We start from the raw sequence: 16,229 nt of genomic DNA, 5'->3' as shown, positions 1-16,229 counted from the left end.
GATGGACAGTTTAGACCAAAGAATCTGTCGGCTTCGTCGGTGTCGTCGAATGGGTCAGCAAATGGCCTTCGGGGCAGCGATAGCCATCGGTCTCGGGTTCGAAGACGAACGTCGACTTGCGCATCATGACGGGCTTGGGCGGAGTGGGATTGCGATAGCCTGTGACGCCAAGGATCTGCCGGTCTTCCAGGCCCTTGGCGATGCCCGGCGTAGCATAGCCGGCATCCAGCCCGTCCGCGCCGACATCGAAGCCGAAACGGGTCTGCTGCCGGTCGAGCCTTGAGAGATAGACGATCGAGTCGTGGACATTGGCTGGCGTGACATAAGTATCGGTGATGATGGCGAGCTTGCCGTCCATCGTGCGATGATCGAGAGAGAAGAAGCCCTTCGGCCTGCCGTCGCGCACCATATAGCCGCTGTCTGAACGCTGCGCGTAACCTTAGTCGTCGTCACCTCCGGCCGGCGTTCCTTGTCCTTCAAGGGCTTCTGGCCGTGCAGCTTGCGTTCGGCCTCGATCGCCGCATCCAGATCGGCCAAGTAGTCGGCGCGCGACTTCTCGACCATTGCAAGATCGTATTCGCCCTTGTTGGCATTGGCCTTCAGATGGGTCGAATCCGTGTAACGCCACCGTGCCGACCAGCCCGTGGCCGATCGCCTGTTCGACGATGTAATCGAAGATGTCCCGGCAACCGATTTATCGTTGTAACCGCGGCGGTTCTGGGCTGAGCGTCGGGGCGTCGAACACTCGCAGCAATCTGACGGCGGGGAAATCCCCGCCGCTTCGATGTTATTTTGGAAAGGCCGGCTCACGCCATGGCCTTCTGCAGGTTTTGATCGATCTTGTCGAGGAAGGCGGTGGTCGAGAGCCACGGCTGGTCGGGGCCGATCAGCCGCGCCAGATCCTTGGTCATGAAACCGGATTCGACGGTGTCGACGCAGACCTTTTCGAGCGTCGCGGCGAAGCGGGCGAGTTCGGCATTGTCGTCGAGCTTGGCGCGATGCGCGAGGCCGCGGGTCCAGGCGAAGATCGAGGCGATCGAGTTCGTCGAGGTTTCCTGGCCCTTTTGGTGCTGGCGATAGTGACGCGTCACCGTGCCGTGGGCGGCTTCGGCTTCGACCGTCTTGCCGTCCGGCGTGAGCAGAACCGAGGTCATCAGGCCGAGAGAGCCGAAGCCCTGGGCAACGGTATCGGACTGGACGTCGCCGTCATAGTTCTTGCAGGCCCAGACGTAGCCGCCAGACCACTTGAGCGCCGAGGCGACCATGTCGTCGATCAGACGGTGTTCGTAGGTGATGTTTGCTTCCTTGAACTGATCCTTGAATTCGGTCTCGTAGACTTCCTCGAAGATGTCCTTGAAGCGGCCGTCATAGGCCTTGAGGATGGTGTTTTTGGTCGACAGGTAGACCGGCCACTTGCGCATCAGGCCATACATCATCGAGGCGCGGGCAAATTCGCGGATCGATTCATCGAGGTTGTACATCGCCATGGCAACGCCGGCGCCCGGTGCGTTGAAGACTTCCTTCTCGATGACGGTGCCGTCTTCGCCGACGAACTTGATCGTCAGCTTGCCCTTGCCGGGGAACTTGAAATCGGTGGCGCGGTACTGGTCGCCGAAGGCGTGGCGGCCGACGACGATCGGCTTGGTCCAGCCGGGAACGAGGCGCGGCACGTTCTTGCAGATGATCGGCTCGCGGAAGATGACGCCGCCGAGGATGTTGCGGATCGTGCCGTTCGGGCTCTTCCACATTTCCTTGAGGTTGAATTCCTTGACGCGGGCTTCATCCGGCGTGATCGTCGCGCACTTGATGCCGACGCCGTACTTCTTGATGGCGTTGGCGGCGTCGACAGTGACCTGGTCGTTGGTGGCGTCGCGGTTTTCGACCGAGAGGTCGAAATAGTCGATGTCGAGGTCAAGATACGGATGGATCAGCTTATCCTTGATGAGCTGCCAGATGATGCGCGTCATTTCATCGCCGTCGAGATCGGCGACGGGATTGGCGACCTTGATCTTGTTCATGTATCTGCCTCGTTCGAGCTTGAATGGGGACGGGGTCCCGGGTGGGTGATGTGATGAGGAGCGCTGCTGGCGCCACAGGCTGGCCTCGCCAACAACCGCGTCGTAATCACGCGCTGATCCCGAATTCGGCAGCTGATCCCGTTCTATGCGCTGATCATCCGCTCCATCTCATCCATGTTGGGGACGATGATATGTCGAAACTTCTCGATGCGAATGACGCCGCTCTTGCGCAGCCTGGTTATCTGGCGGCTGACGGTTTCAATGGTCAGACCGAGAAAATCGGCGATCTCGGCGCGGGACAACGGCAGGTCGAAAACGGTGGTCGTGGCGGTCTGCGGTTCGGCGTGGGTGGCGATGAGGTGGAGCAGGCTTGCGACCTTCTCCTCGGCGGTGCGCCGGCCGAGCGTCAGCATCCATTCGCGCGCGGCGTCCAGCTCCTTCAGCGCCTGATCGTGCAGGCTGCGCCGCAGTTCCGGCGTCTCCGATATCATGCGGTCGAGCAGGTCGCGGGGAAAGACGCAGATTTCGACATCGGTCGCAGCCTCAGCCGACAGCGTACTTTCGCGCACGAAGGGCCTGCCGACGAAATCGGGGGCGAATTGCAGGTCGACGATCTGCTGGCGCCCGTCCGGCATCACCTTACAGAGTTTCACCACCCCGCGCATTATGTTCGAATAGAAAGAGCTTTCCGACCCTTGAGCGACGATCTCGCTGCCGGCATCGACCTTGCGGCGCAGCGAGTGGCGGCCGAGGTCCTTTAACTGACCGCTCGACAGTACGCCGCAGACGACGCCGTGCCGCGCCTGGCAGGAAGCGCAAGCGACGGGAGTGCCGGCGTCGGAACCCTTACTGCGTGCAACGTCCATGTCCTGATCCCTTCAAAATCCGCGTGTGCCGGATGTGGCTGCGCATGCTGGGCATACTCAGACGCTTACGTCGCGATTGCGGGTTCGGCTATCCCGATTTCCTCCGGCGCGGCTTGATGATTACCAATTTCGCCGGGACCGCGAGTTGATCCAGATCAAAGTTTCCGTGCCATGCTGTTTTTGGAAGCGCCTGCCTCGACACGAGGCCGACCCGCAGAATCCTTCAAACTTGAACGACGAAGCAAAGATCTTCCAACCCTGGGCGACGAAGCTGCCGACGTGTTTGCGCACGAGCATATCCCAAATTGTATGACGGTTACTCGCGACGGGGAAAGGGTTCAGGTCGAAAGGCATTACGGGTTGCTTCAGCTGGGTCGCCCATACTCTCCCAAGCCGATTTCGAATTGACAGCCCAGTATGTTTGTGCGACGTACGTACTAAGGCGGTGCGCGCGGCTGGTGCGGCCTGAACGCGATCGACGTTGTGTCAGATGACATCCTGAAGGAACGGGCGGATGACTGTCTACCTAATCGGAATCGACGGCGGTGGCACCAGCTGCCGAGCTGCAGTCGCCGGTGCGAACGGGAGTATCCTTGCGCGGGCTCAAGCCGGGCCAGCTAACATTCTCTCCGATCCGGATACGGCCGTCGACAACATTGCCAGTGCGACCCGCGCGGCTTTCTACGCAGCTGGCATCAATGCGCGTAGCATCGCCTCGGCGCGTGCAGTACTTGGGGTCGCAGGCAATAATGTCGGCGAGGCCGTTCACTACGTGAAAAACAGGCTACCCTTCGCCCAGGCGGACATCGAGTCAGACGGGCTGATCGCGCTACAAGGCGCGCTAGGTGACAAAGACGGAGCCGTCGCCATTTTAGGAACAGGCACGATCTACATTTCCCGCCACTGCGAAACGGTGACCTACGTCGGCGGATGGGGCTTTACTGTGGGCGACCTCGGCAGCGGTGCTCGTATTGGACATGCGCTTTTGCAAGAAACGCTGCTCGCATATGACGGCATCCACGACATGTCCGCGATGACCGCCTCCGTCCTTGCGGAATTCAAAAATGACCCGCGCAATATCGTCGAGTTTGCGCGGCATGCAAAGCCCGGCGCCTTCGGCCGCTATGCGCCGCGCGTATTCGAGCACATGAAACGGGGCGATGCTGTCGCCGCGCGCCTGTTGCAAGAAGCCGCTGTTTCAGTTGACGAAGCACTTGATCGTCTAGTCGCTCGAGGAACGCAGAAGATTTGCCTGCTCGGGGGATTGGGGCCGCTGTATTCGTCCTCGATCGCTGCACGGCATCAAAGTCTACTGGTAACGCCCGAAGGCGATGCACTGAGCGGGGCCGTGGCCCTGGCTGTGTCGCGCTTCGGCCATCTGAAAGCGATCGAATGAGCGACACGCTTGCGGCTATGCTTCCAGGATGGGGCACAGACATCAACGGCGCCGGTCCGCTCTATCAAAGGCTTCGCCTGGCGCTTGAAAAGGCGATCCTGTCGGGTAAACTCAAAGTGGGCGACGTTCTTTATCCCGAACGAGACCTCGCTGAACATGTCCGCGTTAGCCGTGTAACGGTCCGCAAAGCAATCGACCATCTCGTGCAAGACGGATTTCTGGTTCGCCGGCGCGGCTCAGGAACCTTCGTAGCCGGATCGGCGGTCCGCGCAGATCAGCCTCCGTCACGCGCGTATCTTTTGACAGGTGGCATTTCCTGGCTTGGATCGGGCACGAAAGTCGAGTGCATCGAGCGCAGCACGTCCCAGCCCGCACCAGAGGAGATGATGACACTCGGCCTGTCAAGCGACAGTCGCGTCGTGCGCATCACCCATTTGCGGAGCTCGGCGGGCCAGCCGATTGCGATTGAACGCATATGCATTTCCTCCGAGTTCCTGCCCGACGCTCGTACCGTTACCTGTTCCATCTGCAACACACTCGCGGACGCAAACTTTAGACCCGTTCGTGCGATCCAACGCACTTTCGCACTTAACATCGAAGATCCGGACGCCACAACGCTTGGCGTCGCGGTCGGAACGGCTGGGCTTTTGACAAAACGCGTTGCCTATCTTGCTTCGGGCCGCGCGATCGAATTCACCCGCTCTCTTTTCCGAGGCAATGCCGAAGGTTTCGTCAGCGAGCTCACCTTTCTCGAAAACTGACCCCTCTTCTTACAAGACAGGATCCTATCATGCACGCCACCATTGCAAACGAACATGCGCCGAGAGATCGACGAAGTTCAGAAGCTGCGGCCAGATTGCTCGGTCGCTTAGCGAATGACTTGGCTGCCTTCGATGCGGTTTGCGCGCCCTGGACTCCGAATTCGTCGTCACAGTCGCTCGAGGCTTGTCCGACCACGCCGCCATATCCCTGAAATATTCAATCGAGCTAAGCGCGAAATTGCAGTCGCTTCGATTCGGCTGTCACTCGCATCAAACTACGGTCTCGAGCCCAACTTGGTCGCGGGCCGCCTTCCCAAGGCAGCCACGCGCGCCGTCGCCGCTTGGATTGCTCTGACAAATACGCTTCCCGCTTGCGGGACCCACCAACGCCATGAGCATGCTGAGCACAAAGGTCGGCTTGTGCCTGAAGACGACGCAGATCTCTTGGTGTTGACCCCAAGTTTGAGTTGAAGTCGAGCTGGACAGGTAGGCCAAAGGGTTTCGAGACAAGCGATCATGGTGATCTTGGATCAAATTTGCACAGGTTCTCCAATCTCATGGTCGATGCTTTCCGCTCGGAAACCTGCTGGCTTTGGCTGAGTGGAACCAGCACGCCATGAAGATTGCGATACTCTCGCCGCTTGAACGAACCTGCCTCCATTGGATATCTAGAGGCTGGGCGGTGACTGATATCGCGTTGATCGAGGGAAAGGATACCGCTGAAATTGAGGTGTGCGTGGAGCGTGCGGTTATTTCACTCAACGCCGACTCAGTGGAACAGGCGCTCGAGAAAATGAAGATCACGCGGTCAGATTGATCGCCACGGTCGCTGGCGCCGGACGCTTTCACCTTGCTTTGCATGCTGCTTTTAAATGCGTCGTCTTGGCAACGTCAGCCCGCAGCAAGATCGCGCCATCGGTTTTGAAAGTACGGAGACACTGGCTCCTGAGGTCGGTGCGGCACGCCGCTGAGAGGTGGCACGAAAGCAGGCCGATCCGCGTGTTTGTGATAGATCCTAGCCGAGCTCCGGATTCTACCGTCAACCCGCTGAAGGTCCGCTAGGAAGTTGTGGCCGCTGCCGCTCCGCGTCGGGCTGATCGCGTCCGTCCCCTGCCTTTGAGGAGCCATTGAGCGGGAATTGGCCAGCTCCCATTGAACCTCCTTAAAGTCGCGCGATCTTTCCTTCGCACGGTCCAACGCCTTCCAGCTCTCCCGCGTCGAAGCCGATGGCGAGTACGGCGTTCTACCCTCTGACGGAATCGACCCCGACAACGATCTTGCGATCGTTCACGAATTCTTTCCCTGGCCGGCTCATTGAACCTGCCCCTGCCTCTGGCGTGCCGCTTGCGAACTGCAAGCCGCAAGGGAGGCTTCGCCGCGGTCGAGCATAGCATGATCCGACACTTGTCAGCCGCGCCCTTGCCGCCTTTGCTCTTCGCGGCTGGCCGAAGGGTGCCCGCGAAACGACGGGCAAAGAAGGCAACGAGGGCCGATCGCCGGGCGATCGGAAATAAAATGAAGAGAAGAGACATAGAAGCGCTGCGCGAACGGGTCAGTTGCGCGGCCGTTCTCGAAAGGGCGAGCTTCGCCATCGACATCAAGGAAAGCACCCGGCGGGCGATCAAGTTTCGCCGTGACGGTGAAATCATCATCGTCACGCATGAGGGGCGCGGATGGTTCGATCCGCTCAGCGATGCGAAAGGCGACGTATTCGGGCTTGTCGAGCATCTCGACCATGTCGGTTTTCTCGAAGGCGCCGAAAGGGTCGCGGATCTCGTCGGTGTCAGGATCACAGATCCGGAGTGGCAGCCCGCGAGGCGTGAAGGAGGATACAACCTCTCTCTTCCCGAGCGCTGGCAGGCGCGCCGGCGCCCATGGCACGGATCACCGACATGGCATTATCTCCATGGCGATCGTTGCCTGCCGGTGCCGTTGCTCCGCGTGGCGATCAAAGGCGACCTTCTGCGGGAAGGGCCATACGGGAGCATGTGGGCAGCTCATACGGACGGTGTCGGCGTTGTGACTGGCTGGGAGGCGCGAGGTCCGCAATACCGAGGGTTCGCCTCTGGAGGGAACAAGGTTCTTTTCCGTCTCGGGCCGCCTACTGCGTGGCGCCTGGCCGTCACCGAAGCTGCGATTGACGCCATGAGTCTCGCGGCGATCGAGGGTTTGCGCGACGGCACGCTCTATCTGAGCACCGGCGGCGGATGGTCGCCGGCCACGCAAGCCGCGCTGTGGGAACTGACCTTCCGGCCCGGCGCCCAACTCGTCGCCGCAACGGACGCCAATGCACAAGGCGATCTGTTTGCCGAGCGATTACGGGCGCTCGCCGAGGATACCGGGTGCGACTGGACGCGGCTGCGCCCGCCCGAGGAGGACTGGAACGAGACCCTGAAGATTGGGAAAAAGGAAAAACGGGAAAAGGAAAGAGGCGTGCCGCATTCGCACCGCCCGCATCAAGGGAGGCTTCGCCCGGCGGAGCCGGCCCTTGACCCGGCCGGTCGCGATGCCGGCAGCTCGGAAGGGGTCATGAAGGATTGAAGAGGATGGCGAGGTCGAGAGGACGGCGCCGCACTTCGGTCCGAAAACGCGCAAGGAGCCGCAGATGATCCCCTCTCCCGCAATCGCCAAGGTTTTTCAGGGCGTCGCAAGCCGCCAGCAGATGTTCCGCATGTTCGATCGCCACGCGCAGCGCCCAAACCGTTGGGATGGTGATGCCGCGCCATTCTACGCAGACGAATGGTTCGAGATCGGCGAGACCGAGCATGATTACATGTTCGAGATCCTACCGCCATTGTGGATCCGAGGGTCCATGTTTGCGATGCGCGAATACATGACAGGCTCGGTGACATCAGTGTTCTTCGCGCTCAGGATCGACGAGGCGATTCGGTATTTCCATGGCTATTGCGATCTTTCCGACAAGGCATCCGTCGAAACGATGCGCGTCGCCATCATCGAGCGCGAAAGCCGTCCGGTCCGGGCCATGACGCGGCAAGAGCGGCTCGAGCATATCTGGAGCACGACTGCCGACGATTACCGCGGCTATGCCGGAGACAAGTGGCCGCAGTCCGCTCGCGGCAAGCGCACCGTCGTGCTCTATGGCGGCAACGAGGGCACTTTCCTGAAGCTACTCGAGGAACTCACCGACGGGGAGATCGCTGTGAAGCTGCCGGTGCATCTTCGCCACCTTCCCTCCCCGATCGCCGCGTGAGGAGGACGCCATGTTCACTTTTAGCGCGGTCGATGTCCGTGCGGTGATCGCGCGCGGACGCACCGACGCGGCAGCCAATGGCGGTTTCCGCAATCCTCACTATGGACTTCTCCCGGACAACGACGAACGGCACGGCCTGTGGATCGTCGGCGATGAAGGCGTCTATGTGCTTTCCAACGGAAAATTGGCAGAGGGTCAAAGGGCACTCGCGGTCTATGCCGACGAGTGCGATCCGAAGACCAATCCGGACCATTGGCACTACAAGCGCCGGTATTTCGGGGGAGACGACGGCATCGTCTTCATCGACGCTGAGAGCCTGGAAGCCATGCTTTCCACAAACCCGGAAGCCACGTATCTGCGGGCGGAGTTTGCGACGGAAACAACGCAGCTCTCCGTAATCACGCGCTCGTAGCTCGCGATCGCTGCCGCCGGACGAACCAGGTCCAATTCCCACAACTCATTTTCATCCGCCTTCGCAGCCACGGGACCTGTCCCGTGGGCGATGGCGCACATCCTCGAAAAGGAGCTTTCATGTCCCACGATCCCTTCACCCTCGATATATCAGGCAGCAGCGCATTGTCGTCCGGCTTCGGCCTGGGTGTCACCGCGTTTGGCGGTTTCGCCGCCAATGAAGACGATCCCGATCCACCGCCGCCCTCCCCCACGCCGGCATTGCCTCTGCCAGCTACGAAGCGGCCGGCGACGCGGAGACACGGCGAGCGAACCAACTTCTATCTCAACGACGGCGACGACCGCGGCTTGGCCGCGACCTGGAAGGAGCGGGCGAAGGCAAATCTTGCGGCCATCCTGACTGCCACCGAAATCGAAAAACAGGATCGACCCGCCACCCGTGACGAACAGGCGAAGCTGATCCGCTTCACCGGTTTTGGCGCCTCGGATCTTGCGAATGGGATTTTTCGCCGGCCCGGCGAAACTGCATTCCGCAAGGGCTGGGACGATCTCGGCGGTTCGCTCGAAAGTGCCGTCACCGAGACCGACTACGCCTCGCTCGCCCGCTGCACTCAGTATGCACACTTCACGCCGGAATACATCGTCCGCGCGGTCTGGGCGGGACTTCAGCGTCTCGGCTGGCGTGGAGGCCGGGTGCTGGAGCCGGGGATCGGCACGGGCCTGTTTCCGGCGCTGATGCCAACCGCGTTCAGGGATAACGCTCGAGTCACCGGAATCGAACTCGATCCGGTCACGGCACGGATCGCCCGGCTGCTTCAGCCGAAGGCGCGCGTCATCAACGCCGACTTTGCGCGCACCGATCTCAATGCGATCTATGATCTCGCCATCGGCAACCCGCCCTTCTCCGATCGAACGGTTCGCTCGGATCGGCAGTACCGTCCGCTCGGTCTCCAACTGCACGACTACTTCATCGCCCGGTCGATCGATCTCTTGAAGCCTGGTGCACTCGCGGCGTTCGTGACCAGCGCCGGCACGATGGACAAGGCGGACGCGACGGCCCGCGAGCATATCGTCAGATCCGCCGATCTGATCGCCGCTGTCCGCCTGCCCGAGGGCAGCTTCCAGGCAGATGCCGGCACGGACGTAGTGGTGGACATCCTGTTCTTCCGCAAGCGCCGGATCGCCGAGCCGGAGGGCGATCTGTCGTGGCTCGATCTGGAGGAGGTGCACCCGGCCACATCCGACGACGGTGCAATCCGCGTGAACCGCTGGTTCGCAGAGCACCCGGATCTCGTGCTCGGCGAGCACGCCCTAACGTCTGGCCCGTTCGGCGAGACCTATACGTGCCGGCCACGCGCCGGTGAAGACCTGGAAACGGCACTGAAGGCCGTGATCGCTCTTCTTCCGGAGAATCTGTATGACGGCGAGCCGACGCAGATCGACATCGATCTGGAAGAGGAACTGGGCGAGATCGTCGATCTCCGCTCCGGCAACGACAAGGTCCGCGAGGGCAGCTTCTTCATCAATAACCGCCACGGCCTCATGCAGATGATCGACGGAGTGCCGCTCGCGGTTTCGGTGCGGAAAGGCCGGTCAGGCGACGGCCTGTCCGAAAAGCATGTCCGGATTATCAAGAAGCTGGTTCCGATCCGCGATGCCGTGCGCGAGGTGCTGAAAGCGCAGGAACGCGACCAGCCGTGGTGGGATCTGCAGGTTCGGCTGCGTATTGCCTGGTCGAGTTTCGTCCGAGACTTCGGGCCAATCAACCACACGACGGTCTCGATCTCGGAGGATGATGAGACGGGCGAGGTCCGCGAAACCCATCGCCGGTCCAATCTCCAGCCGTTCCTGGACGACCCGGATTGCTGGCTGGTGGCCTCGATCGAGGACTACGACCTCGAAACAGACACGGCAAAGCCCGGTCCGATCTTCTCCGAGCGGGTCATTTCGCCTCCGGCACCACCCGTCATCACCAGTGCGGCCGATGCGCTGGCTGTCGTCCTCAACGAACGCGGCCGCGTTGATCCCGAGCATATTGCCGAGTTGCTGCATCGCGACCCCAACGCTGTCATCGACGAACTCGGTGACGCCATCTTCCGCGATCCCGCCGATGGCTCCTGGCAGACCTCTGACGCCTATCTCTCAGGCCCGGTCCGCACGAAGCTCACCGTCGCCGAAGCGGCGGCTGCACTCGATCCAATATACGAGCGCAATGTCCGAGCGCTGCAGGACGTCCAGCCTGCCGACCTCCGGCCGTCGGATATCACCGCACGTCTCGGCGCACCTTGGATTCCGGCTGCCGATGTCGTCGCCTTCGTCAAGGAAACGATGGATGTGGACATCAGGATCCACCATATGCCGGAGCTCGGGTCATGGACCGTCGAGGCACGGCAGCTTGGCTATAGTGCCGCGGGGACCTCCGAATGGGGCACGGCGCGCCGTCACGCCGGCGAACTGCTGGCCGATGCGCTGAACAGCCGGGTTCCACAGATCTTCGACGTGTATAGGGATGTTGGGGGTGAACGCCGCGTTCTGAACGTCGTCGATACCGAAGCAGCCCGCGACAAGCTACAAAAGATCAAGGAAGCTTTTCAGAACTGGGTCTGGACTGACCCCGACCGCACCGACCGGGTGGCGCGAGCCTACAATGACCGGTTCAACGATATCGCGCCGCGGAAGTTCGACGGCTCGCATCTGAAACTGCCCGGCGCCTCCGGCGCCTTTGTTCTGTATGGGCACCAGAAGCGTGGTATCTGGAGGATAATCTCCTCCGGCTCGACCTACCTCGCTCACGCCGTCGGCGCCGGCAAGACGATGACGATGGCCGCCGCAATCATGGAGCAGCGCCGTCTCGGCCTGATCGCCAAGGCGATGCTGGTCGTGCCTGGCCATTGCCTGGCACAGGCAGCGCGCGAGTTCCTCGCCCTCTATCCGAATGCCCGCATCCTCGTCGCCGACGAGACAAACTTCACCAAGGACAAACGAGCACGTTTCCTGTCGCGCGCCGCCACGGCAGCCTGGGATGCAATCATCATTACCCATTCTGCCTTCAGGTTCATCGCCGTGCCGTCGGCTTTCGAGAGCCAGATGATCCAGGACGAGCTCGAGCTCTACGAGGATCTGCTCACGAAGGTGGACAGCGAGGATCGGGTGTCGCGAAAGCGGCTCGAGCGCCTGAAGGAAGGTTTGCAAGAGCGGTTGGAAGCGCTCTCAACGCGCAAGGACGACCTTCTCACGATCTCGGAAATCGGCGTTGATCAGATCATCGTTGACGAGGCGCAGGAATTCCGCAAACTCTCTTTTGCGACCAATATGTCGACGCTGAAAGGCATCGACCCGAACGGATCGCAGCGGGCCTGGGACCTCTATGTCAAGTCTCGCTATATCGAGACCAAAAATCCCGGCCGCGCGCTCGTGCTGGCCTCCGGCACGCCAATCACCAACACGCTCGGTGAGATGTTCTCGATCCAGCGCCTGCTCGGCCACGAGGCGCTCCGCGAACGCGGGCTTCACGAATTCGACGCCTGGGCCTCGACCTTCGGCGACACGACGACCGAACTCGAAATCCAGCCGTCCGGTAAATACAAGCCGGTCAGCCGGTTTGCGAGCTTCGTCAACGTGCCCGAGCTGATCGCCATGTTCCGCTCCTTCGCCGACGTGGTGATGCCGGAGGACCTGAAACAATATGTGAAGGTCCCCGCACTCTCGACCGGCCGGCGGCAGATTCTCACGGCCAGGCCGACGCCGGCCTTCAAACTTTATCAGCAGATCCTCGACAGCCGCATCAAGGCGATCGAGATGCGCGAGGGCCCGGCCCAGCCCGGCGACGACATACTGTTATCCGTCATCACCGACGGCCGCCACGCGGCGATCGACCTGCGGCTGGTCATTCCGGCAAACGACGACGAGCCGGACAACAAGCTCAATCTGCTCATCGAGAACGCTTTTCACATCTGGGAGGAAACGGGCGAAAACACCTACCATCGCCCGGACGGCAAGCCCTATGAACTGCCGGGCGCCGCGCAGATGATCTTCTCCGATCTCGGCACCATCAATGTCGAGAAGACGCGCGGCTTCAGCGCCTATCGCTGGATTCGCGACGAACTGGTCCGTCTCGGTGTCCCGCCATCGGAAATCGCCTGTATTCAGGACTTCAAGAAGACCGAGGCAAAGCAACGCCTGTTCGGCGACGTCCGTTCGGGCAAGGTTCGCTTCCTGATCGGCTCCTCGGAAATGATGGGCACCGGCGTTAACGCCCAGCTCAGATTGAAGGCGCTGCATCACCTCGATGTGCCGTGGCTTCCATCCCAGATCGAGCAGCGCGAGGGTCGAATCGTCCGCCAAGGCAATCAGCACGATGTCGTCGATATCTTCGCCTATGCTACGCAAGGGTCACTCGATGCTGCGATGTGGCAGAACAATGAGCGCAAGGCCCGCTTTATCGCCGCCGCCCTTTCTGGCGACACCTCGATCCGCCGGCTGGACGACCTTGGGGAAGGCCAGGCCAACCAGTTCGCCATGGCCAAGGCGATTGCATCGGGCGACGAGCGCCTGATGCAGAAGGCCGGGCTCGAAGCGGAAATCGCTCGTCTCGAGCGGTTACGCGCCGCCCATGATGATGATCTGTTCGCGGTGCGTCGGCAAGTCCGGGACGCCGAACGCGACATCGAGGTATCGACCCGGCGTATCGACGAGATCGGCAGGGATATCCGACGGCTGGTTCCGACTGCGGGAGATGCCTTCACGATGACCGTCACGGGCGTTTCATACGATGAGCGAAAGGAAGCCGGCCGCGCGCTGATGAAGGAAATCCTTACCCTCGTCCAGCTTCAACAGGAGGGTGAGATCGTCATCGCCTCCATTGGTGGCTTCGATCTCGTCTATGATGGCGAGCGGTTCGGCAGGTCTGACGGCTATCGCTACACGACCCTGCTTCAGCGCACGGGCGCGGATTACGAGATCGATCTCGCTGTCACGGTGACGCCGCTCGGCGCGGTCTCCCGCCTTGAGCACGCGCTCGACGACTTCGACGGGGAGCGGGAACGCTATCGCCAGCGGCTGGAGGAGGCGCGCAGACGTCTTGCCTCATACCAAACCCGTGACGGTGGCGAATTCGCCTTTGCCGCGGAACTGGGCGAAAAGCGTCGCCAGCTCCGGGACGTTGAGGCGGAATTCGCAGCCGAGGCGCGCGAGGCAGGTACCTCTGCCAGGCAATCAGCTTGATCTTGGAAGCAGTGCCGCATGCGCATAGGTGCATTGCACAATAAATGTTTTCCATCTGATCAAAAAATGATCATAGTGCACACAGCTGATGCACATGGCGGTCTCCTCCCAGTGCCGCCGCAACAGCTGTTCCCCTCTGGAGGTTTTTGACCTTCACACTTCATGGGCCTCGGTTCTCCGACGGCCCATTTTTTTGTTCCCTCGCAACCAGATTTCGAGCTCTGTAGCAGAGCGCTTATCAGAAGAAGTTGGGAAAGGGAGAAGGGGAAAGGGAAGGAGAACCGATCGCAGATCGGTCCTCCCGCCGCCGCTGTCGCTCAACCGCCGCCTCCGCATCCCGGCCACTCGTCCTTCGCAGGGCTGTTAGCCCCGCTTGTCCTTCGCGGCAGGGCTGCTCGACCGCTGTTGCGCCGGTCGGGCCGCTTTGCGGTCCGGAAGATGTCTTCAGGAAAAAAATGAAGACAGGAAGGACCGGCAGAGGGCCAGGTCCGCATCCCCCGGAAAGGAACACTCCCATGCAACTCATGAAGGTCGATCCGCGTGCGCTGAAGGACAATCCCGACAATACGCGCCAGTCGAAGTCGACGCCCCAGGCCGACGCGCTGCTGCTTGCGACCATCAAGGCCGTCGGCATCATCCAGCCGCCCGTCATTTTCGCCGAAGCCGGCGGCAACGGCTATGTCATCGAAGCCGGTCACCGGCGCACCCGCATGGCGATCGCCGCCGGCATCGAGGAAATCGATGTTATCGTCGTCGAGGCGGCCAACGACAATGGCGCGATGCGTTCGATGATCGAAAACATCGCGCGCGAACCGCTCAATCCGGTCGACCAATGGCGCGGCATCGAGCGCCTCGTTGCTCTCGGCTGGACCGAGGAAGCGATCGCGATTGCGCTGGCGTTGCCGGTCAGACAGATCCGGAAGCTCCGACTGCTCGCCAATGTGCTGCCGGCGATGCTCGATCACATGGCCAGGGGCGACATGCCAAACGAGCAGCAGCTTCGCACGATTTCCGCGGCGTCGCTCGACGAGCAGAAGGAAGTCTGGAAGGCCCACAAGCCGAAGAAGGGTGACACGGCATACTGGTGGGCGATCGCCACCGGCCTCACCAAGACCCGCATGTTCGCGCGCGATGCGAGCTTTGGCGACGATCTTCGCCAGGCCTATGGCATCGAATGGGCGGAAGACCTGTTCGGACCGGCTGACGAGGACAATCGCTTCACGACGAACGTCGAAGCGTTCCTCGGTGCGCAGCAGGAATGGATGAGCAGCAATCTCCCGAAGAAGGGTTCCATCGTCGAGCTCAACAATTGGGGCCAGCCGCAGTTGCCGCCGAAGGCGGAGCGTGTCTACGGCAAGCCCGGCAAGGGCGATTGCACCGCCATGTATCTCGATCGAGAGGGCAAGGTGCAGTCCGCCCACTTCCGGATGCCGGAGGCGAAGAAGGCGAACGGCAAGGCCGATCCGACCGCGCCCGGCGGTGAGGACGGAAACGAGGCCATCGATGTTGCAGCCAAGACCCGTCCCGACGTGACCCGAAACGGCCTCGACATGATCGGCGATTTCCGCACAGACGCTCTGCACGAGGCATTGGCACGAGCGCCGATCGAGGACGATATCCTCATGGCGCTGCTCGTCCTCGCATTCGCCGGGCAGAACGTCTCGGTCGACTCCGGCTCCGAAACCTCCAACCATCTCTACGGCTCCAGGCGTTTCGCCCGGCACGCTGTCCGGCTGATCGGTGAAAGCGGTAAACTGGAGTTCGCCACGGACACGCTTCGTGTCGTGGCGAGGTTGACCCTGATCGACGCACTGTCGGCGCGGACCAACCGCACGGACAGTGGTATTGTCGCCCGGATCGCCGGGGATGCCATCGGCGCCGACACCTATCTTCCGAACATGGGCACGGAGCAATTCCTCGCGTGCCTATCGCGTCCGGCACTGGAAGCGTCCTGCGGCGGTAGGAGTGTCGCTCCCCGCCCGCGCGTCAGGGACACCCGGGCTGCCCTTGTCGAGCACTTCAAGGAAGAGCGTTTCGTGCATCCGTCCGGCCTCTTCGCACCCGATGACGTGAAGCTGGGCGAGTGGCTGGCCAAGAACATGGAGCAAGGGGGCGAGGACGACGATGCACCCGCCGACGGGCCGATGGGCAGCATCGAGGACGGCGGCAACGCAGCCGACACCGGGCTCGAAGAACTGGATGAAGCCGACGCTGACACCAGCACTGAGGATCCCGATACCGCTTACGGAATTGCGGCCGAGTAACCCTCTCCCACAACGTCATACTGATCGATACCGCCGCCGGCCATCACCGGCGGCTGCTTTGTTTCCACACCTCAAAATA

General features: G+C 61.5%; 10 protein-coding genes and 1 pseudogene. 8 read left to right on the top strand and 3 right to left on the bottom strand.

Features of this window, described 5'->3' with window-relative positions; genetic code table 11:
* Positions 1-40: 40 nt before the first annotated feature.
* The 3 genes and pseudogenes from HX899_RS02685 to HX899_RS02675 form a co-directional block, all read right to left on the bottom strand.
* Positions 41-745: pseudogene (locus HX899_RS02685) on the bottom strand (IS5/IS1182 family transposase); the annotation flags it as partial.
* Positions 746-806: 61 nt separating this feature from the next.
* Positions 807-2,018, bottom strand: a complete 1,212-nt coding sequence (locus tag HX899_RS02680) for an NADP-dependent isocitrate dehydrogenase (RefSeq protein WP_127431448.1) — start codon at positions 2,016-2,018, stop codon at positions 807-809.
* A gap of 143 nt (positions 2,019-2,161) precedes the next feature.
* Positions 2,162-2,884 (bottom strand): Crp/Fnr family transcriptional regulator, encoded by a 723-nt coding sequence (locus tag HX899_RS02675; RefSeq protein WP_127431449.1) that lies wholly within the window; start codon positions 2,882-2,884, stop codon positions 2,162-2,164.
* Positions 2,885-3,398: 514 nt separating this feature from the next.
* On the opposite strand from HX899_RS02675, the gene HX899_RS02670 reads away from it, so the two are divergent.
* The 8 genes from HX899_RS02670 (at position 3,399) to HX899_RS02635 (ending at position 16,150) form a co-directional block, all read left to right on the top strand.
* Entirely contained in the window at positions 3,399-4,280 is an 882-nt protein-coding gene (locus tag HX899_RS02670; RefSeq protein ID WP_127431450.1) for an N-acetylglucosamine kinase, read from the top strand.
* A complete protein-coding gene (locus HX899_RS02665) occupies positions 4,277-5,041 on the top strand; it encodes a GntR family transcriptional regulator (protein WP_127431451.1) in 765 nt (254 codons plus the stop codon). The genes HX899_RS02670 and HX899_RS02665 overlap by 4 nt, the downstream gene beginning before the upstream one ends.
* Positions 5,042-5,657: 616 nt before the next feature.
* On the top strand, positions 5,658-5,858 hold the full coding sequence (locus tag HX899_RS02660) for a hypothetical protein (RefSeq protein WP_127431452.1): 201 nt from the start codon (positions 5,658-5,660) through the stop codon (positions 5,856-5,858).
* Positions 5,859-6,556: 698 nt separating this feature from the next.
* Positions 6,557-7,582, top strand: a complete 1,026-nt coding sequence (locus HX899_RS02655; RefSeq protein ID WP_127431453.1) for a DUF3991 and toprim domain-containing protein — start codon at positions 6,557-6,559, stop codon at positions 7,580-7,582.
* A 64-nt stretch (positions 7,583-7,646) separates the two neighbouring features.
* Positions 7,647-8,252 (top strand): DUF1419 domain-containing protein, encoded by a 606-nt coding sequence (locus tag HX899_RS02650; RefSeq protein ID WP_127431454.1) that lies wholly within the window; start codon positions 7,647-7,649, stop codon positions 8,250-8,252.
* A gap of 10 nt (positions 8,253-8,262) precedes the next feature.
* Entirely contained in the window at positions 8,263-8,664 is a 402-nt protein-coding gene (locus HX899_RS02645) for a DUF3085 domain-containing protein (protein WP_127431455.1), read from the top strand.
* A 119-nt stretch (positions 8,665-8,783) separates the two neighbouring features.
* On the top strand, positions 8,784-13,886 hold the full coding sequence (locus HX899_RS02640) for a DEAD/DEAH box helicase family protein (RefSeq protein ID WP_127431456.1): 5,103 nt from the start codon (positions 8,784-8,786) through the stop codon (positions 13,884-13,886).
* Between the two features lie 515 nt (positions 13,887-14,401).
* Positions 14,402-16,150 carry a ParB N-terminal domain-containing protein gene (locus HX899_RS02635; protein ID WP_127431457.1) on the top strand — a complete coding sequence of 583 codons (1,749 nt, stop codon included), beginning with the start codon at positions 14,402-14,404 and terminating at the stop codon, positions 16,148-16,150.
* Positions 16,151-16,229 lie beyond the last annotated feature (79 nt).

The sequence above is a fragment of the Rhizobium sp. WYCCWR 11146 genome (assembly GCF_013591995.1).
Classification (GTDB): Bacteria; Pseudomonadota; Alphaproteobacteria; order Rhizobiales; family Rhizobiaceae; genus Rhizobium; species Rhizobium indicum.
Note: the sequence above shows the minus strand (reverse complement) of the source record. Positions and strands in the feature narration are given on the sequence as shown.

Bases quoted from the DNA above. Each gene is read 5' to 3' on its own strand.
- HX899_RS02680 (WP_127431448.1), bottom strand. From the start codon at position 2,018: ATGAACAAGATCAAGGTCGCCAATCCCGTCGCCGATCTCGACGGCGAT.
- HX899_RS02675 (WP_127431449.1), bottom strand. From the start codon at position 2,884: ATGGACGTTGCACGCAGTAAGGGTTCCGACGCCGGCACTCCCGTCGCT.
- HX899_RS02670 (WP_127431450.1), top strand. From the start codon at position 3,399: ATGACTGTCTACCTAATCGGAATCGACGGCGGTGGCACCAGCTGCCGA.
- HX899_RS02665 (WP_127431451.1), top strand. From the start codon at position 4,277: ATGAGCGACACGCTTGCGGCTATGCTTCCAGGATGGGGCACAGACATC.
- HX899_RS02660 (WP_127431452.1), top strand. From the start codon at position 5,658: ATGAAGATTGCGATACTCTCGCCGCTTGAACGAACCTGCCTCCATTGG.
- HX899_RS02655 (WP_127431453.1), top strand. From the start codon at position 6,557: ATGAAGAGAAGAGACATAGAAGCGCTGCGCGAACGGGTCAGTTGCGCG.
- HX899_RS02650 (WP_127431454.1), top strand. From the start codon at position 7,647: ATGATCCCCTCTCCCGCAATCGCCAAGGTTTTTCAGGGCGTCGCAAGC.
- HX899_RS02645 (WP_127431455.1), top strand. From the start codon at position 8,263: ATGTTCACTTTTAGCGCGGTCGATGTCCGTGCGGTGATCGCGCGCGGA.
- HX899_RS02640 (WP_127431456.1), top strand. From the start codon at position 8,784: ATGTCCCACGATCCCTTCACCCTCGATATATCAGGCAGCAGCGCATTG.
- HX899_RS02635 (WP_127431457.1), top strand. From the start codon at position 14,402: ATGCAACTCATGAAGGTCGATCCGCGTGCGCTGAAGGACAATCCCGAC.